The 16,994-nt window shown below is 67.9% G+C and carries 18 protein-coding genes; 14 read left to right on the top strand and 4 right to left on the bottom strand.

The features are described from left to right. Positions 1-47 precede the first annotated feature (47 nt). Complete coding sequence (gene narK2, locus HMPREF2924_RS07375) at positions 48-1,454, bottom strand: nitrate/nitrite transporter NarK2 (protein WP_015502408.1); 1,407 nt, start codon at positions 1,452-1,454, stop codon at positions 48-50. Positions 1,455-1,466: 12 nt separating this feature from the next. Further along, positions 1,467-2,762, bottom strand: a complete 1,296-nt coding sequence (locus HMPREF2924_RS07370; RefSeq protein WP_003129535.1) for a nitrate/nitrite transporter — start codon at positions 2,760-2,762, stop codon at positions 1,467-1,469. A gap of 174 nt (positions 2,763-2,936) precedes the next feature. On the opposite strand from HMPREF2924_RS07370, the gene narX reads away from it, so the two are divergent. The 10 genes from narX (at position 2,937) to HMPREF2924_RS07320 (ending at position 10,685) form a co-directional block, all read left to right on the top strand. Then, positions 2,937-4,805: a two-component system sensor histidine kinase NarX gene (narX, locus tag HMPREF2924_RS07365; protein ID WP_070700434.1), complete on the top strand. Its 1,869-nt coding sequence runs from the start codon at positions 2,937-2,939 to the stop codon at positions 4,803-4,805. Next, positions 4,802-5,461: a two-component system response regulator NarL gene (gene narL, locus HMPREF2924_RS07360; protein WP_003092968.1), complete on the top strand. Its 660-nt coding sequence runs from the start codon at positions 4,802-4,804 to the stop codon at positions 5,459-5,461. Before narX ends, narL begins: the two co-directional genes overlap by 4 nt. Positions 5,462-5,545: 84 nt before the next feature. Continuing rightward, complete coding sequence (gene anvM / locus HMPREF2924_RS07355) at positions 5,546-5,941, top strand: anaerobic/virulence modulator AnvM (RefSeq protein WP_003092971.1); 396 nt, start codon at positions 5,546-5,548, stop codon at positions 5,939-5,941. Positions 5,942-6,101: 160 nt separating this feature from the next. Next, the gene (locus tag HMPREF2924_RS07350; RefSeq protein ID WP_003092973.1) at positions 6,102-6,566 is read left to right on the top strand and encodes a hypothetical protein; all 465 of its coding nucleotides are present in this window, start codon (positions 6,102-6,104) and stop codon (positions 6,564-6,566) included. Positions 6,567-6,581: 15 nt separating this feature from the next. Continuing rightward, positions 6,582-7,331: a class I SAM-dependent methyltransferase gene (locus HMPREF2924_RS07345; protein WP_003129532.1), complete on the top strand. Its 750-nt coding sequence runs from the start codon at positions 6,582-6,584 to the stop codon at positions 7,329-7,331. Positions 7,332-7,417: 86 nt separating this feature from the next. Beyond that, the gene (locus HMPREF2924_RS07340; protein WP_003129529.1) at positions 7,418-8,248 is read left to right on the top strand and encodes an SDR family oxidoreductase; all 831 of its coding nucleotides are present in this window, start codon (positions 7,418-7,420) and stop codon (positions 8,246-8,248) included. A gap of 20 nt (positions 8,249-8,268) precedes the next feature. Then, a complete protein-coding gene (locus HMPREF2924_RS07335; protein WP_003129527.1) occupies positions 8,269-8,655 on the top strand; it encodes a hypothetical protein in 387 nt (128 codons plus the stop codon). Between the two features lie 94 nt (positions 8,656-8,749). Beyond that, positions 8,750-9,406, top strand: coding sequence for a tyrosine phosphatase TpbA (tpbA, locus tag HMPREF2924_RS07330; protein ID WP_003111594.1), 657 nt, complete (start codon positions 8,750-8,752; stop codon positions 9,404-9,406). Positions 9,407-9,510: 104 nt separating this feature from the next. After that, a complete protein-coding gene (locus HMPREF2924_RS07325; RefSeq protein ID WP_003111593.1) occupies positions 9,511-10,410 on the top strand; it encodes a TIGR01459 family HAD-type hydrolase in 900 nt (299 codons plus the stop codon). A 29-nt stretch (positions 10,411-10,439) separates the two neighbouring features. Next, positions 10,440-10,685: a YgjV family protein gene (locus HMPREF2924_RS07320; protein WP_003092978.1), complete on the top strand. Its 246-nt coding sequence runs from the start codon at positions 10,440-10,442 to the stop codon at positions 10,683-10,685. Positions 10,686-10,743: 58 nt separating this feature from the next. Here the strand turns inward: HMPREF2924_RS07320 and HMPREF2924_RS07315 are convergent, their stop codons facing one another. Next, complete coding sequence (locus HMPREF2924_RS07315; protein WP_070700431.1) at positions 10,744-12,018, bottom strand: cation:proton antiporter; 1,275 nt, start codon at positions 12,016-12,018, stop codon at positions 10,744-10,746. A 441-nt stretch (positions 12,019-12,459) separates the two neighbouring features. On the opposite strand from HMPREF2924_RS07315, the gene HMPREF2924_RS07310 reads away from it, so the two are divergent. From HMPREF2924_RS07310 to HMPREF2924_RS07295, 4 genes are read left to right on the top strand one after another with little or no spacing between them, the layout of a single operon-like run. Then, a complete protein-coding gene (locus HMPREF2924_RS07310; RefSeq protein ID WP_003092982.1) occupies positions 12,460-13,182 on the top strand; it encodes an ABC transporter permease in 723 nt (240 codons plus the stop codon). Continuing rightward, a complete protein-coding gene (locus HMPREF2924_RS07305) occupies positions 13,182-14,117 on the top strand; it encodes a glycine betaine ABC transporter substrate-binding protein (RefSeq protein ID WP_003092983.1) in 936 nt (311 codons plus the stop codon). The genes HMPREF2924_RS07310 and HMPREF2924_RS07305 overlap by 1 nt, the downstream gene beginning before the upstream one ends. Continuing rightward, positions 14,117-14,779, top strand: coding sequence for an ABC transporter permease (locus tag HMPREF2924_RS07300; RefSeq protein WP_003092985.1), 663 nt, complete (start codon positions 14,117-14,119; stop codon positions 14,777-14,779). Before HMPREF2924_RS07305 ends, HMPREF2924_RS07300 begins: the two co-directional genes overlap by 1 nt. Positions 14,780-14,791: 12 nt before the next feature. After that, positions 14,792-15,955 carry an ABC transporter ATP-binding protein gene (locus HMPREF2924_RS07295; protein ID WP_003092987.1) on the top strand — a complete coding sequence of 388 codons (1,164 nt, stop codon included), beginning with the start codon at positions 14,792-14,794 and terminating at the stop codon, positions 15,953-15,955. A gap of 127 nt (positions 15,956-16,082) precedes the next feature. On the opposite strand, the gene HMPREF2924_RS07290 is transcribed toward HMPREF2924_RS07295, so the two are convergent. Continuing rightward, positions 16,083-16,991: an efflux RND transporter periplasmic adaptor subunit gene (locus tag HMPREF2924_RS07290; RefSeq protein WP_003132632.1), complete on the bottom strand. Its 909-nt coding sequence runs from the start codon at positions 16,989-16,991 to the stop codon at positions 16,083-16,085. Positions 16,992-16,994 lie beyond the last annotated feature (3 nt).

Genomic DNA, 16,994 nt, shown 5'->3' with positions numbered 1-16,994 from the left:
GCGTTACAACGCTAATCAGGGGTTGCCGCGGGCTGCTGCCGACGGACTCAACAGGGACTCTCCGCACCCTTGCGCGCGTACCACCACCAGGTGGCGACGATGCAGCTCAGGTAGTAGGCGATGAACACGTAGAGGGCGCCCTCGGCGCTGCCGGTCATGTGCAGCGAGGTGCCGAACGCCTTCGGGATGAAGAACCCGCCGAAGGCGCCGATGGCGGCGGAGAAGCCGATCACCGCGGCCGACTCCATGCTCGCGTTGCGCGCCGCGCCGGCTTCGTCGGCCTGGCCGTCGCGCACCCGCCGGGCCCACTCGTTGCGGAAGATCACCGGGATCATGCGGAAGGTTGAGCCGTTGCCGATGCCGGCGAAGAAGAACAGCAGGATGAAGGCGCCAAGGAAGCCGAAGAAGTTGCCCTGGCCGCCGTCGCCCGGCAGGAAGGCGATCACCGTGAGCACCCCGCCGATCATCAGTGCGTAGTTCCACAGGGTGATCCGCGCGCCGCCGAACTTGTCCGCCAGCCAGCCGCCCAGGGGCCGGCTGAGGGCGCCCACCAGCGGACCGAGGAAGGCGTATTGCAGCGGGTTGATGTCGGGGAACTGGGTCTTGCTGAGCATCGCGAAGCCGGCCGAGAAGCCGATGAACGAGCCGAAGGTGGCCACGTACAGCCAGCACATCAGCCAGTTGTGCTTGCGCTTGAAGATCACCGCCTGGTCGCGGAACGAGGCCTTGGCGTCGGCGATGTCGTTCATCCCGAACCAGGCCGCGACCGATACCACGGCGATGAACGGCACCCAGATCCAGCCGGCGTTCTGCAGCCACAGGCGACCGCCGTCGCCGAGCTGCTGCGGCTCGCCACCGAAGGCGCCGAACAGGCCGCCGGCCACCGCCAGCGGCACGGCGAACTGCATCACCGAGACGCCGAGGTTGCCGAGCCCGGCATTCAGGCCGAGGGCGGTGCCCTGCTGGCTCTTCGGATAGAAGAAGCTGATGTTGGACATGCTCGAGGCGAAGTTGCCGCCGCCGAAGCCGCAGAGCAGCGCGATCAGGGCGAACACCCAGTACGGGGTGCTCGGGTCCTGCACGGCGAAGCCCAGCCAGATGCACGGGATCAGCATCGAGGCGGTGCTCAGGGCGGTCCAGCGACGGCCGCCGAAGATCGGCACCATGAACGAATAGAACACCCGCAGGGTGGCGCCGGAGATCGACGGCAGCGCCGCGAGCAGGAACAGCTGGTCGTTGCTGAAGGCGAAGCCGGCGCTGTTCAGGCGCACGGTCACCGTGCTCCAGATCATCCACACGGCGAAGGCGAGCAGCAGCGCGGGAATCGAGATCCACAGGTTGCGGCTGGCGATGCGCTTGCCGTTGCGCGCCCAGAACTCGGGGTCCTCGGGGCGCCAGTCGAGCAGCAGCGGTCCCCGTGCGGCTTTCAGTTGGGTATTGGCGATCATGCCCATGACGGCATTACCTCAGGAGTGGGTGGGAAGGGTGGGAGGAAGGTCGACGTCGGCCGAGGCGGCCTGGCCGTCGATGCGGCGTTGCTGCTTGATCGCGTAGTGCATCCAGACCATGCAGACCACGGTCAGGCCGAACAGCAACATGAAGCAGGAGGAGCGCACGCCGATGTGGTCGGCGGCGTAGCCGAACAGGATCGGCAGGCAGAAGCCGCCGAGGCCGCCGATCACCCCGACCATGCCGCCGACGGTGCCCATGTTGCTCGGGTAGTAGTCGTGGATGATCCGGTACACGCTGGCCTTGCCGAAGCCCTGGGCGATGCCGACGACGAACACCAGGAAGGTGAACAGCCAGACGTTCAGGCCGATGCCCAGGCTGAGGTCGCCCTGGATGCCGTGGATGGTCATGGTGGTCTGCGGGTAGGAGAGGAAGAACAGGCACACCAGGCAGACCCAGAACACGCCCCAGTTCACCGAGCGCGCGCCGTAGTGGTCGCTGAACCAGCCGCCGAGGGCGCGGATCAGGCCGGACGGCAAGGTGAACAGCATGGTGATGAAGGATGCGGTCTTCAGGTCCAGGCCGTATTCGGCGATGTAGTACTTCGGCAGCCACAGGGCCAGGGCGACGAAGCCGCCGAAGACGAAGAAGTAGTACAGGCCGAAGCGCCAGACGCGCAGCTCGGCGAGCGGCGCCAGTTGCTTGGCCAGGCTCGGCCGCTGGCTGGCCTCGGCGGCACCCTTGAGGTGCGCCGGATCGGTCCAGGTGAACAGCCAGAACAGCACGGCGGTGACCAGCATGGCCACCGAGTAGACCTGCGGCACCATGCGCCAGCCGAAGGCGACCACGATCATCGGCGCCACCAGGTTGGTGATCGCCGCGCCGGCGTTGCCGGCGCCGAAGATGCCCATCGCGGTGCCCTGGCGCTCCTTCTCGAACCAGGCCGAGGTGTAGGCGATGCCGACCGCGAAGGAGCCGCCGGCCAGGCCGACGAACAGGCCGAGCACCAGGTAGTGCCAGTACTGGCTGGCGAAGGCCAGGCCGTAGATCGGGATGGCCACCAGCAGCATGTGGATGAAGAACACGATGCGGCCGCCGAAGCGGTCGGTGATCAGGCCCAGCGGCAGGCGCACCAGGGAGCCGGTGAGGATCGGCAGGGCGACCATCAGGCCGAACTGGGATTCGCTCAGGCCAAGCTCGTCCTTGATACGGATGCCGATGATCGAAAACATCGTCCACACGGCGAAATTCACCGCGAAGGACAAGGTACTCATACCGAGGACGGAGTACTGTTTCTGACGTAGGGAAGCCATGGCTAAACTCTCTGCACGGACAGCGTTCAGCGAGAGCCTAGGGAAGGTGTTCCTATGCAAATTTGATAGGAATCAATGAAATACCGGCCGTTCCGTGCCTAGATGCGCGCCCCTACCTCGAAAGAGGTATGGTCTGAATTATTGCGCAACCCACTGTTTTAAAAGGCTTTTCACATGAACAAGGCGACCGCGCCGGACGCTGACCAGCGGGACAGATTCTTTGGAGGTAGTGACAGGGCCGGAAAGCCGATCCTGCGCCGCTCCCTGGTAGTCCGCTTCGGCTGCTACCTCACCCTGCTGGTATCGCTGGCGCTGATCGGGATGTTCAGCGCCCTGCTCTTCGCCGACTACACGCACCAGGACGCCGCGGTGATCAACCACGCCGGCTCGTTGCGCATGCTCACCTACCGGGTCGCCCTGGAGCCCAGCCTGGAAGGCCGCCAGGCGCTGCTCGGGACCCTCGGCGAACGCCTCGACAGCGGCGACATCCGCCGCCTGCTGCAACGCCAGGATGCCGACGACCCGATCCGCCAGTTGCACCAGGAACTGCGCGAGGGCCTCGCGCGCCTGGACCCGCGCGCGCTGCCCGGACGCGCCGTGCTGGACGCCTACGTCGGCGACATCGACCGTTTCGTCGGCATCCTCCAGGCCAAGGCCGAGCGCCGCTCGCAACTGCTCAGCACGGTGCAGGGCCTGTGCCTGTTCCTCAGCCTGCTGATGGTGTTCGTCACCCTCTACGACCTCAGCTATCACGTCATCGGCCCGCTGCGCGAACTCACCAGCACCGCCCGCCGCCTGGGCCGCGGCGAGCTGGACGCGCGGGTCACCTACAGCGGCGAGGACGAACTGGCGCAACTGGGCGAGCGCTTCAACCAGATGGCCGGCGAGCTGAAGAGCATCTACGGCGACCTGGAAGAGCGCGTGGAGGACAAGACCCGCGCCCTCTCGCAGAGCCACCAGCGCCTCGAACTGCTCTACGCCAGCGCCCGCCGGCTGGGCGAGAACCCCTACGACAGCCGCACCCTGCAACCGCTGCTGAACCAGTTGGAGAAAGTGCTAGACGCCGGCCGCGTGACCCTCTGCCTGAACAAGGACGGGGTCGAGCGCGCCTACAGTTCGCTGACCACCACCGAGCGCCCGGCGGACTTCTGCCTGCAGGGCGACTGCGGTAGCTGCCGCGAGCAGGCCAGCGCCTGCGACCAACCCTCGTCCCTGGCCCAGCCATTGCTGATGCAGCCCCTGTCCATCGCCGGCCACCGTTTCGGCGAACTGTTCATCGAAAGCCGCAGCGGCCGCCTGGAGAACTGGCAGCAGCAACTGATCGAGACCTTCTGCGACAACATCGCCCGCACCTTCGCCCTGTCCCTGCAACAGGAACAGGAAAGCCGCCTGGCCCTGTTCGCCGAGCGCGGCACCATCGCCCGTGAACTGCACGACTCGCTGGCACAGTCGCTGTCCTACCTGAAGATCCAGGTCAGCCGCCTGGGCACCCTGCTCAAGCGCGAGGCGCCGGCGGAGAAGATCGAGGACACCCTCGACGAACTGCGCGAAGGCCTCAACGGCGCCTACCGGCAACTGCGCGAACTGCTCACCACCTTCCGCCTCAGCCTCGACGAGCCGAGCCTGGAAGCCGCGCTGGGGAACGCCGTGGCCGAGTTCGGCGAGCGCGGCGAGGTGGCGATCGAACTGGACAACCGCCTGCAACACGTGCCGCTGAGCCCCAACGAGGAAATCCACGTCCTGCAGATCGTCCGCGAGGCGCTCTCCAACGTGGTTCGCCATTCGCAGGCGCAACGGGCCTGGGTGCGCCTGAGCAGCCAGGCCGACGGCCAGGTGAGCATCGCCGTCGAGGACGATGGCGTCGGCTTTGATCCGCAGCAGAACCGCAGCGGCCACTATGGGCTTACCATCATGCAGGAGCGCGGCCAGACCCTCGGCAGCCAGTTGCGCTTCGAAGCGCGCGCGCCCCACGGCACGCGAGTGCTCTTCAGCTTCGTGCCGACCGCCCTGCAACCCTCCGCCGCCAAGGAGCCGACCCCATGACGGACATGCCAGCCACCGCCGACGAACCGGTTCGCCTGCTGCTGGTGGACGACCATCCGATGATGCGCAAGGGCGTCGCCCAGTTGCTCGAACTGGAAGACGACCTCAGCGTGGTCGGCGAGGCCGGCAGCGGCGAGGAAGCCCTGCGCCTGGCCGCCGAGCTGGACCCGGACATGATCCTGCTGGACCTGAACATGAAGGGCATGAACGGCCTGGACACCCTGCGCGCGTTGCGCGAGGCCGGAGTCGACGCGCGCATCGTGGTGTTCACCGTGTCCGACGACAAGGGCGACGTGGTCAACGTCCTGCGCGCCGGCGCCGACGGCTACCTGCTCAAGGACATGGAGCCGGAGCGCCTGCTCGAGCACATCCGCCAGGCCGCCACCGGACAGATGACCCTGAGCCCGCAGTTGACCCAGATCCTCGCCCAGGCCCTGCGGGGCGACGACCGCTCGAAGAGCCTCGACGAGCTGACCGAGCGCGAACGGCAGATCCTCCGCCAGATCGCCCACGGCTACAGCAACAAGATGATCGCGCGAAAGCTGGACATCACCGAAGGCACGGTGAAGGTCCATGTCAAGCGGGTGCTGCACAAGCTCGGCATGCGTTCGCGGGTCGAGGCCGCGGTGTGGGCGGTGGAGAACGACCTGGTGTAAGCCGCGCGCGGGCTTGATTCCGGTCAAGAAATCCACCGCGGCGCTGCGTCGATACTGGCGGCTTCCTTCCACGAGGCGCCCGTCATGATGTTCGAACGCAGCCCCGACGATCCCCTTCCCCTGGTCTACGCCTGCTCCGGCTGCTCCAACGTGGCGCAACTGGCCAACGATCTCGCGCTGCGCCTGGATCGCGCCCGGCTGGCGGAGATGTCCTGCATCGCCGGAGTCGGCGGCGACGTCCCGCTGCTGGTCCGCCGGGCCCGCTCCGGGCGACCGATCCTGGCCCTCGACGGTTGCCCGCTGCATTGCGTGAAAGGCTGCCTGGCGCGCCACGAGGTAGTCCCGACCCTGCACCTGACCCTCAGCGAACACGGCCTGAAGAAGCGCTACGGCGAGGACTGCGAGGCGCAGGACGCCGAGCGCCTGTTCGTCGAGCTGGAGCGTCTGCTGACGCCGGGCGGCAAGCGCCGCTGCGAATGACGGCGCGGCCGGGGGCGGCGACTATCCCCAGCCTGCCGCCCGCCTTTCGGCCTCCCTCGCGCATATCGCGGCGCCTCCGCCGCGTAAGCGTGCCCGTACCGCCTGCGATACGCAGCAGTGCGCTAGGATGTCCCCTCGGCTTCGAAGAAAGGACATTTCAATGCTGATCGGTGCGCTGCTGGTTCTCACCTGGGTCATCCTCCTCGTCCGATACCCGGCCAAGGCCCTGCCGGTCTCCCTGGCGGCTCTCGCCGGGCTGGGCCTGGTGGCGGCCTGGGTGATCTGGCAGGACAACGACGAAAGCCGCCACCTGCAACGCCAGGAACTGCGCCTGAGCTATGCGCCGGAACGCTGTCCGGTGGACCGGCCGCTGGCGGTCGAACTGAAGAACGGCAGCGACCGTCCGTTGCTGGAGCTACGCTGGAGGATCGCCGCCTACCGCCCCGGCGACAGTGTCAACCTGGCCGACACCAGCTTCGACAGCCCGCGCTACCGGGCGCCGAACGCCCTGCTCGGCGGCGACAGCTGGCACGATTGCCTGCCGCTGCCGCCGCTGCGTCCGGGCTATCGCGCCAGCACCCTGGAATTCCGCGCCGAACGCCTGGACGGGCGTTTCGGCAACTGACCGAGGGAGGACCCGATGGAAATCCGCCGTCTGTTCGACCAGGGCTCCGCTGCCTACGCCAGCGCCCGCCCGCGTTATCCCGATGCGCTCTACCGCCATCTCGCCGGGCTCTGCGGCCAGCGCCGGCGCGCCTGGGACTGCGCCACCGGTACCGGCCAGGCCGCGCTCGGCCTGGCGCAGTACTTCGGCGAAGTCCTCGCCAGCGACACCAGCGCGCAGCAGATCGAACACGCCGTTGTCCATCCGGGTATCCGCTACAGCGTGCAGGACGCCGAAGCCACCGACTATCCCGACGCCGCCTTCGACCTGGTCTGCGTAGCCCAGGCCTGGCACTGGTTCGACCACTCGCGCTTCAACCGCGAGCTGCTGCGCGTGCTGCGTCCCGGCGGCGTGTTCGCCGCCTGGGGCTACGGCTGGTTCAGCATCGACGCGCAGATCGATGCCGCCATCGACGAGGAATACCTGCGCCCGATCGGCCCGTACTGGGCGCAACAGAACCGCCTGCTGTGGAACGCCTACCGGGATGTCGAGCTGCCGCTGGGCGAACTCCCCGCGCCGGCCTTCGTCATCGAGCAACAATGGAGCCTGGCCCGGTTGTTCGACTACATGGCCACCTGGTCGGCCAGCCGCCTGTGCCGCGAGGCGCAGGGCAACGCTTTCGTGCGCCAGGCCCTGCAACGGGTCGCCGCGCTCTGGGGCGAGCCGACCTCGACACGCAGGGTTCGCATGCCGCTGGCGCTGCGGATCGCGCGCAAGGACGCCTGACCGAGCCTTCGGGCGGTTTTCCGCGGCCGGCGAATCCAGTACGGTAGGCCGCCCTCCTTCCAACTCCCAGCCAAGGAACGCCGCCCATGAGCCAACCCGTCGCCTTCGTCACCGGCTGCTCCAGCGGCATCGGCCGCGCCCTCGCCGACGCCTTCCAGCGCGCCGGCTACCGGGTCTGGGCCAGCGCACGCAAGGAAGACGACGTGCGCGCCCTGGCCGAGGCCGGCTTCCAGGCGGTGCAACTGGACGTCAACGACGCCGCCGCGCTGGCCCGTCTGGCCGAGGAGCTGGAAGTCGAAGCCGCCGGCCTCGACGTCCTGGTCAACAACGCCGGCTACGGCGCCATGGGTCCGCTGCTGGACGGCGGCGTCGAAGCCATGCGCCGGCAGTTCGAGACCAACGTGTTCGCCGTGGTCGGCGTGACCCGCGCGCTGTTCCCGCTGCTGAGGCGCAAGTCCGGCCTGGTGGTGAACGTCGGCAGCGTCTCCGGCGTGCTGGTCACGCCCTTCGCCGGCGCCTACTGCGCCTCCAAGGCCGCGGTACATGCGCTGAGCGATGCCCTGCGCCTGGAGCTGGCTCCGTTCGGCGTCGAGGTGCTGGAAGTGCAGCCGGGCGCCATCGCCTCGAACTTCGGCGCCAGCGCCAGCCGCGAGATGGACAGCGTGGTCGACGAACGCTCGCCCTGGTGGCCGTTGCGCCGGCAGATCCAGGCGCGCGCCGCGGCATCCCAGGACAATCCCACGCCCGCCGAAGACTTCGCCCGCCAGTTGCTCGCCGCCGTGCAGCGCCGTCCGCGCCCGCCGCTGGTGCGCATCGGCAATGGCAGCCGGGCCCTGCCGGCGCTGGCCCGCTGGATGCCGCGCGGCCTGCTGGAGCGGCTGCTGAAGAAGCGCTTCGGCCTCGACACGCGCCTCTGAAACCGCCAGGAGATACCGCCATGGGCGACCGCCTTGCCATACCCATCCGTTACTACGCCCTGGCCGGGATCGCCGCGGCGATCCTGCTCAACGTGCTGCTGCGCGGGGTGGTCCGCTTCGGCGGCCTGCCGGCCAGCCTGCTGATCGCCGCGCTGGTCGCCGGCGGCCTGGCCTGGTGGTTCGCCCGCGCGCAGCGGCGCTGGCCGACCTGGGGCGAGCGCTTGCGCCTGGTCGCCCTGTATGGCGGAGTGCTCGGGGTCCTTTACCTGCTACTGGTCGGCCTCGCCTCGCTGAAAGGCGATCCCAGCCCGGCGGCACTGCTCATCGTGGTGCTGCACTACCTGTGCTATCCGGCGCTGTTGCTGGTGTTCTTCTCCGGCAGGGTCTATGGATTCTTCCTGCGCTGACGGGTGAAGCTGCCTCAACGAATTCTTCACATTCTCTTCAGCTCGGCTTGACCCGCCCTCGCCTAGTGTTGGCCACCCACCGCACGAGGCCGACATGCACCGTTCACCGCTCGCCTGGCTCCGCCTGCTCCTCGCCGCCGTGCTCGGCGCCTTCCTGCTCGGCGGCCCGCTGCATGCCGCCGAGACTGCCGCCCCGCGTTCGCCAGCCTGGGCGCAAGCGGTCGACCCGTCGATCAACCTCTACCGCATGAGCCCCACCCTCTATCGCAGCGCGCTGCCCAACGCACAGAGCGTCGCGCTGCTGCAACGCCTGCAGGTGAAGACGGTGGTCAGCTTCATCAAGGACGACGACCGCGCCTGGCTGGGCCAGGCTCCGGTGCGGGTGGTCAGCCTGCCGACCCACGCCGACCGGGTCGACGACGCCGAGGTGCTCAGCGTCCTCCGCCAGTTGCAGGCCGCCGAGCGCGAAGGCCCGGTACTGATGCACTGCAAGCACGGCAACAACCGCACCGGACTGTTCGCCGCCATGTACCGCATCGTCGTGCAGGGCTGGGACAAGCAGGCCGCGCTGGAGGAAATGCAGCGCGGCGGGTTCGGCGACGAGGACGACATGCGCGACGCCAGCGCCTATGTGCGCGGCGCCGACGTCGACGGCCTGCGCCTGGCGATGGCCAACGGCGAATGCAGCCCATCGCGCTTCGCCCTCTGCCATGTGCGCGAGTGGATGGCCCAGGCGCTCGACCGGCCGTAAACACGCGCAGGGCCGAAAGGCTTGGTCCCGTCACGCAAGTTTGGCACCCTTGGGGCTCGCCGCCGCACGCGGCGGCCCACTTCGACAGCCGCGACGAGACTCCCATGAGCGATGCCCCGACCTCCCCGCGCTTCAGCGCCGCCACCAGCACCCGCCTGCTCGACCATGCGCAACTGGAAGCGCTCTGCGCCGACTATGACGGCTTCCTTCTCGATCTCTGGGGCGTAGTGATGGACGGCGCCGAGGCGTTCCCCGGCGCCCTCGCCTGGCTCGCCCGGCGGCACGCCGAAGGCCGCCCGGTCTGGTTCCTCAGCAACTCGTCCAGCAGCGTGGTGGAAATGAGCGCCGGGCTCGAGCGCCTGGGCATCCAGCGCGACTGGTTCGCCGGCATCACCACCTCCGGCCAGTTGACCATCGACGCCCTGCTGCAAACCGCCGAATACCGGCGTGGCGGCATCTACCTGGCCGGCGTCGGCCTGGCCCAGCAGAGCTGGCCGGCGGAAATCCGCGAGCGCTTCGTCGAGGACATCGCCCAGGCGGCGCTGATCGTCGGCGTCGGCAGCTTTCCCCAGGAAGAACTGGAACAGCGCTTCGCGCCCCTGCGCGGCGCCACCGACCTGCCGTTCCTCTGCGCCAACCCGGACCGCGTGGTGGTTTCCGGCGGCCGCACGGTATACGGCGCGGGCATGCTCGCCGAGCTGTTCAGCGAGGAAGGCGGCCAGGTCAGTTGGTACGGCAAGCCCGACCCGGCGGCCTTCCGCATCGCCCAGCGGCAACTGGAAGCGCGCGGCGCGCGGCACATCCTGTTCGTCGGCGACTCGCTGGTGACCGACGTCCCCGGCGCCCTCGCCGCGCGCATCGATACCCTCTGGCTGGGCGCCACCGGCATCCACCGCGAAGCCCTGGGCGCCGAGTTCAACGGAGCACTCGACGAGGAGCGGGTCAGGTCGCTGCTGCACGGCTATCCGATCCGACCGCACTTTGCCGCGCCAGGGCTGGTCTGACCCTCAAAGGTCGGAAAAAGGATGTACGCATGCACTGGCTGGACTACCTGCAATGGCCCGCCATGCTGGTCACGGTGGTGGCCGCCTGGCTGGTGGCGTCGGCGCATCGGCGAAGACGCAAGGTCGGCTTCTGGGTGTTCCTCGCCAGCAACCTGCTGTGGATCGCCTGGGGCCTGTACGCCCAGGCCTATGCGCTGATCCTGCTGCAGGTCTGCCTGGCGGCGATGAACCTGCGCGGCACCCATCGCAACGAAGCGCCACAGGACAGCGCCTGATGGCCGCCAACGAAAACGCCCGCCATGACGGCGGGCGCTCGCCTTGCGAAGGCCGCGCTCAGTGCGCCCCCTCGCTTTTCTCCAGCGGCTGGCCGGCGTAGATACGACGCACCAGCGGGCCGATGGAAAGCCCCTGGAGCAGGATCGATACCAGCACCACGATGTAGGTCAGGCTGAGGATCAGGTCGCGCTCCGGCCCCAGCGGCAGGGACAGCGCCAGCGCCACCGAGACGCCGCCGCGCAGCCCGCCCCAGACCAGGATGCGGATGGTGCCCGCCGGTACCTGCCGGTTGGCGCCACGGAAACGGCGCAGGATCAGGATCGCCGGACCCACCGTGAGCAGGCGCGAGACCAGCACCGCGCCGCCGAGGGCGAAGGCCGCCGCCACGTGCAGCCAGGAGAACGGCAACAGCAGCAGCTCCAGGCCGATCAGGGCGAACAGCAGGGCGTTGAGGATCTCGTCGATCAGCTCCCAGAACTTGTCCACGTAGCGCCGGGTCTCGTCCGACATCGCGTAGTGGCGTCCGTGGTTGCCGATGATCAGCCCGGCCACCACCATCGTGATCGGCGCCGATACGTGCAGGCGCGCGGCCAGCGCGGCGCCGCCGATGACCAGGGCGAGGGTCAGCATGACCTCCACCTGGTACTGGTCGATGCCGCGCATCATCACGAACACGCCGTAGCCGAGCACCGCGCCGAAAAGCACGCCGCCGATGGCTTCCTGGACGAAGAGGATCGCCGTGGCACTGACCGTGGGCGCCTCGCCGAGCTGGAGGATGCCGAGGATGATGGCGAACACCACCACCGCGGTGCCGTCGTTGAACAGCGACTCGCCGACGATGGTGGTCGCCAGCGGTTTCGGCGCGCCGGCGGACTTGAGGATGCCGAGCACGGCGATGGGGTCGGTCGGCGAGATCAGCGCGCCGAACAGCAGGCAGTAGATGAAATCCACCTGCCAGCCGAACAGCGGGAAGGTGTAGTAGGCCAGGCCACCGATGACGAAGGTGGCGATCAGCACCCCGGCGGTGGCCAGCAGGCCGATCGGCCACTTGTAGCTGCGCAGGTCGGAGAGGTCGACGTGCAGTGCGCCGGCGAACAGCAGCGCGGGCAGGAACCAGGTCATCAGCACTTCGGAGAAGTCGATGCGGCGGATGATTTCCTGCATCTCCACCTCAAGGATCGGATAACCCAGTTCCGAAAGCCCCTGGACGATCAGCGAGAACACCAGCGCCGTGGCCATCACGCCGATGGTCGGCGGCAGGCGGATGAAGCGGTAGTTGACGTAGGTGAGCAAGGTGGTCAAGGCAATGAATGCCGCGACGAGATCGAGCATGACGCGGGGTACTCCCTTAGCAGAAGGTAAAACACCTACCCCAAAAGGCCGATCCGTGAACCGTGGGGTGCGAATGTCTGGAAAAGCCCGAGAAAATTTCGGAACCCGCATCATAACCGCAGAAAAGCCCTGGGCGTCGAGCGCACCGATACGGTGCATGGCGCGCCGCCGACGCGGCAACGCCCTTCTCGCCCGCTCCCCCGGGAAAATTTCTTCGTTCGCCGCCAGCCCAGGCGAGACGGCGGCTGCGGCCGCTTGCCCAGGCCCGGTCATGGCACAAGCATGGCCGTTTCGTTGAACCTCCGCGAACGACGAACGGTCAACCCTTTCAGGGTCGGCAATTCGGTGCCCATCCGAAGCCTTTGATTTCCGGCCTGTTTCCGCGCTTCGACGAAGCGCCCGACAGCGTAGCCAACGCTCATTCCGAAGGGAGTCCCGACCATGGTGAAAACCTGTGGCAAGGCCCTGCTCGGCCTCTGCGCCGCAGCCGCCGTACTGGCCTTGCTGATCCACTGGATCACCCCCGCGACCATCCTCCACTACCGCGAGGACCTGCTGTTCTACTTGCAGGCCCACCTGGTGCTGGTCTTCAGTTCGATGGCGGCCGCCCTGCTGGTCGGCGTGCCGGCCGGCATCCTGCTCAGCCGTCCCGGCATGCAGGCCCAGGCCGAACGCCTGATGCAGGTCTTCAACGTCGGCAACACCATCCCGCCGCTGGCGGTGCTGGCCATCGCCCTGGCGATCATCGGCATCGGCAACGGCCCGGCGATCCTCGCCTTGTTCCTCGCCTCGCTGCTGCCGATCGTGCGCAACACCTACGAGGGCCTGCGCAATGTTTCGCCGGCGCTGAAGGAAGCCGCCACCGGCATCGGCATGACGCCCAACCAGGTGCTGCTGCGGGTGGAACTGCCGAACGCGGTGCCGATCATCGTCGGCGGCGTGCGCGTGGCCCTGGCGCTGAACGTCGGCTCCGCGCCGCTGGCGTTCCTGATCGGCGCCAACAGCCTGGGCAGCCTGATTTTCCCCGGCATCTACCTGAACAACCACCAGCAACTGCTGCTCGGCGCCGCCTGCACGGCGCTCCTCGCCCTGCTGCTGGACGCCCTGGTGGTGCTGTTCAGCCGCATGTTCCTGGAACGCGGCCTGACCGCCAAGGAGGCCTGATGAACCGACTGATCCGCTCACTCTGCCTGGCCTGCGCCGGCCTGCTCGCCGCCGGCCTGGCGCAGGCGGAAACCCTGCGCATCGGCGGCAAGACCTTCACCGAGCAACGCATCCTCACCGCCATCACCGCGCAGTTCCTGCAGAAGCGCGGCTACGACGTGACGGTCACCACCGGCCTGGGCAGCACCCTGGCCCGCGCCGCCCAGGAAAGCGGCCAACTGGATATCGTCTGGGAGTACACCGGCTCGTCGCTGATCGTCTACAACCACATCGACGAGAAGCTCGACGCCGCGGCTTCCTACCGCCGGGTCAAGCAACTCGACGAAGCCCAGGGCCTGGTCTGGCTGAAGCCGACCCGCTTCAACAACACCTATGCCCTGGCCATGCCCGAGGAACAGGCCGAGCGCCTGGGCATCCAGAGCGTCAGCGATCTCGCGCGGGTGCTCGCCGAACAGCAGGAGGCCGAGCCCGGGAGCACCCACCTGTTCGCCATGGACCCGGAGTTCGCCGGCCGCCCCGACGGCCTCGGCCCCATGAGCGAGCTGTACGGCCTGCACTTCACCCGCAACGACATCCGCCAGATGGACGCCGGGCTGGTCTACACCGCGCTGAAGAACCGCCAGGTGTTCCTCGGCCTCGTCTACACCACCGACGGCCGCCTGAAGGATTTCAAGCTGCGCGTGCTGAAGGACGACAAGCAGTACTTCCCCTTCTACAACGCCGCCCCGGTGGTGCGTAAGGAGGTCATGCAACGCCATCCGGAGTTCGCCACGCTGTTCGATCCGATCATCGAGCGGCTCGACGACGCCACCATGCAGGCGCTCAACGCGCGGGTCGATATCGAGCAGCAGACGCCACAGAAGGTCGCCGCCGACTTCCTCCGCGAACACCGCCTGCTCGACGACGGCCAGGCCGGCCAGGGAGGTAGCCAGTAATGGACTTCTTCAGCGTGCTTTCCCATCTCGACTGGTCCCAGGTCGGCCAGCTCACCCTCCAGCACCTGCTGCTGGTACTGGTCGCCGTGGGCCTGGCGATCCTCGTCGGCGTGCCGCTGGGCGTGCTGATGACCCGCTTCACGTGGCTGGCCGGCCCGTTGCAGGGCGCCGCCACGGTGATGCTGACCATCCCCTCGATCGCCCTGTTCGGCCTGCTGATGCCGGTCTACTCGGTATTCGGCCAGGGCCTCGGGCCGCTGCCGGCGATCACCGCGGTGTTCCTCTATTCGCTGCTGCCGATCCTGCGCAACACCTACCTCGCCCTGACCGGCGTCGAAGCGGGCATCCGCGAGGCCGGCAAGGGCATCGGCATGACCTTCTGGCAACGCCTGCGGATGGTCGACATTCCCCTCGCGGTGCCGGTGATCCTCGCCGGCGTACGCACCGCCGTGGTGATGAACATCGGCGTGATGACCATCGCCGCGGTGATCGGCGCCGGCGGCCTGGGCGTGCTGATCCTCACTTCCATCAGCCAGAGCAACATGCCGATGCTGGTGGTCGGCGCGGTACTGGTCAGCCTCCTGGCCATCGTCGCCGACCTGCTGCTGCAATGGCTGCAACGCATCCTCACCCCCAAGGGACTGCGCGCCAGCGCGCACTGACAGGAGCCGAACATGATCGAACTGGACAAGCTCAGCAAGACCTTCACCCAGAAGAACGGCAAGGAGTTCCGCGCCGTCGATTCCGTCAGCCTGACCGTGGAGAAAGGCGAGATCTGCGTCTTCCTCGGCCCCTCCGGCTGCGGCAAGACCACCACCCTGAAGATGATCAACCGGATCATCCCGCCGACCTCCGGCCGCGTGCTGATCGACGGCCAGGACACCGCGGACCTCGACGAAGTCACCCTGCGCCGCCACATCGGCTACGTGATCCAGCAGATCGGCCTGTTCCCGAACATGACCATCGAGGAAAACATCATGGTCGTGCCGCGCCTGCTCGGCTGGGACAAGGCGCGCTGCAAGGAGAAGGCCCGCGAGCTGATGAGCATGGTCAAGCTGGAGCCCAAGCAGTACCTGCAACGCTACCCGCGCGAACTCTCCGGCGGCCAGCAGCAGCGCGTCGGGGTGATCCGCGCGCTGGCGGCGGACGCGCCGCTGCTGCTGATGGACGAGCCGTTCGGCGCGGTCGATCCGATCAACCGCGAGTCGATCCAGAACGAGTTCTTCGAGATGCAGCGCAAGCTCGGCATGACCGTGATCATGGTCAGCCACGACATCGACGAAGCCATCAAGCTGGGCGACAAGGTGGCGGTGTTCAAGAGCGGCCGGCTGCTCCAGTACGACCACCCGGATACCCTGCTGGCGCACCCGGCGGACGAGTTCGTCAGCGCCTTCACCGGCCAGGACAGCACGCTCAAGCGCCTGCTCCTGGTGCGCGCCGAGGACGCCGCCGACAGCAGCCTGGTCACCGCCCGGCCGCAGACCCCGGTGGCCGAGGCGCTGGAACTGATGGACGAGAACGACCGGCGCTACCTGATCGTGGTGGATGACCAGGGCAAGGGCCTGGGCTACGTGCGACGCAAGGACCTGCGCCGCCAGGAAGGCACCTGCGAACCGTTCGTCACCCCGTTCCGGGTCACCGCCAGCCACGACGAGCACCTGCGCATCCTGTTGTCGCGGATGTACGAGTTCAACAGCTCCTGGCTGCCGGTGCTCGACCCCGACCAGCAGTTCCTCGGCGAGGTCACCCAGGAGTCCATCGCCGACTACCTCAGCTCCGGCCGCTCGCGCGGCGGCAGGGGCCTGATCGTGTCGCCGGCCGAACAGGTCGGAGCCTAGGCCGCCGGGTGGATATTCACCGCCGGCAGCCGCCAACCGCAGCGTATTCCTGGCGAGTGGCGCCCTCTTCCGCCCCGCCGAAACGAAAAAGCCCGGCATCCGCCGGGCTTCTCCATGCCTCTTTCACTCAACCGGCCCGCCCCGGCGCGTGCGCCGCCGAGGCCTGGTCGTCGCGCCCTTGCGGCTTGACGATCACCGTGCAGGTGATCCCCGCCGAGAGCAGCACGCCGTCCGGCACTTCGTCGATGTGTACCCGCACCGGCACGCGCTGGGCCAGGCGCACCCAGTTGAAAGTGGGGTTGACGTCGGCGGTCAGCTCGCGGCTTTCCGGGTTGTCGCGGTCGTAGATGCCTCGGGCGATGCTTTCCACGTGGCCCTTGAGGTGTTCGCCGCTCATCAGTTGCATGTCCACCGGGTCGCCTTCGCGGATGTACGGCAGCTTGGTTTCCTCGAAGTAGCCGTAGACCCAGTAGGAGTTCTTGTCGATCACCGCCATCTTCGCCTCGCCGACCCGCGCGTAGTCGCCACGGTGCACGTTGAGGTTGGTGACGTAGCCGTCGACCTGCGCCACCACCCGGGTGCGCTCCAGGTTCAGGCGCGCGGCGTCGAGCTGGGCCTTGGCCTGCTCGTAGTCGGCCATCGCCGCGGAGGCGGTGTTGTGGGCGTCGTCGCGGCTTTCTCGGGAGACCACCATCTCATCCATTTCCGCGCGCCGCCGGGCGTTCAGCTGGCGCATCTCCAGGGTCGCCTTGCGCGAGGCGACCAGCGACTCGGCCTGCTTCACCGCGATGCGGTAGTGGTCGGGGTCGATCTGCATCAGCAGGTCGCCTTTCTTCACCAACTGGTTGTCGCGCACCGGGACGTCGACGACGATCCCGGAAACGTCGGCGGCGACATTGATCACGTCGGCGCGCACGCGACCGTCGCGGGTCCAGGGGGTGTCCATGTAGTTGACCCACAGGGTCCGCCCGATGAATACGGCGACCAACAGGATCAGCAGGGTCGCCAGCAGGCTGATTACGGATTTCAAGGTCATGGT

The organism is Pseudomonas sp. HMSC063H08, from assembly GCF_001813645.1.
In the GTDB taxonomy this organism is placed as follows: domain Bacteria; phylum Pseudomonadota; class Gammaproteobacteria; order Pseudomonadales; family Pseudomonadaceae; genus Pseudomonas; species Pseudomonas aeruginosa.
The sequence above is the reverse complement of the archived record's forward strand: the minus strand, read 5'-3'. Positions and strand labels throughout refer to the sequence as shown.

Coding starts and splice junctions, on each gene's coding strand:
- HMPREF2924_RS07305 (WP_003092983.1), top strand. CDS start 13,182: ATGAACCGACTGATCCGCTCACTCTGCCTGGCCTGCGCCGGCCTGCTC.
- HMPREF2924_RS07350 (WP_003092973.1), top strand. CDS start 6,102: ATGCTGATCGGTGCGCTGCTGGTTCTCACCTGGGTCATCCTCCTCGTC.
- HMPREF2924_RS07315 (WP_070700431.1), bottom strand. CDS start 12,018: ATGCTCGATCTCGTCGCGGCATTCATTGCCTTGACCACCTTGCTCACC.
- HMPREF2924_RS07290 (WP_003132632.1), bottom strand. CDS start 16,991: ATGACCTTGAAATCCGTAATCAGCCTGCTGGCGACCCTGCTGATCCTG.
- HMPREF2924_RS07295 (WP_003092987.1), top strand. CDS start 14,792: ATGATCGAACTGGACAAGCTCAGCAAGACCTTCACCCAGAAGAACGGC.
- tpbA (WP_003111594.1), top strand. CDS start 8,750: ATGCACCGTTCACCGCTCGCCTGGCTCCGCCTGCTCCTCGCCGCCGTG.
- narK2 (WP_015502408.1), bottom strand. CDS start 1,454: ATGGGCATGATCGCCAATACCCAACTGAAAGCCGCACGGGGACCGCTG.
- HMPREF2924_RS07345 (WP_003129532.1), top strand. CDS start 6,582: ATGGAAATCCGCCGTCTGTTCGACCAGGGCTCCGCTGCCTACGCCAGC.
- HMPREF2924_RS07340 (WP_003129529.1), top strand. CDS start 7,418: ATGAGCCAACCCGTCGCCTTCGTCACCGGCTGCTCCAGCGGCATCGGC.
- HMPREF2924_RS07370 (WP_003129535.1), bottom strand. CDS start 2,762: ATGGCTTCCCTACGTCAGAAACAGTACTCCGTCCTCGGTATGAGTACC.
- HMPREF2924_RS07325 (WP_003111593.1), top strand. CDS start 9,511: ATGAGCGATGCCCCGACCTCCCCGCGCTTCAGCGCCGCCACCAGCACC.
- anvM (WP_003092971.1), top strand. CDS start 5,546: ATGATGTTCGAACGCAGCCCCGACGATCCCCTTCCCCTGGTCTACGCC.
- HMPREF2924_RS07320 (WP_003092978.1), top strand. CDS start 10,440: ATGCACTGGCTGGACTACCTGCAATGGCCCGCCATGCTGGTCACGGTG.
- HMPREF2924_RS07300 (WP_003092985.1), top strand. CDS start 14,117: ATGGACTTCTTCAGCGTGCTTTCCCATCTCGACTGGTCCCAGGTCGGC.
- narX (WP_070700434.1), top strand. CDS start 2,937: ATGAACAAGGCGACCGCGCCGGACGCTGACCAGCGGGACAGATTCTTT.
- HMPREF2924_RS07310 (WP_003092982.1), top strand. CDS start 12,460: ATGGTGAAAACCTGTGGCAAGGCCCTGCTCGGCCTCTGCGCCGCAGCC.
- HMPREF2924_RS07335 (WP_003129527.1), top strand. CDS start 8,269: ATGGGCGACCGCCTTGCCATACCCATCCGTTACTACGCCCTGGCCGGG.
- narL (WP_003092968.1), top strand. CDS start 4,802: ATGACGGACATGCCAGCCACCGCCGACGAACCGGTTCGCCTGCTGCTG.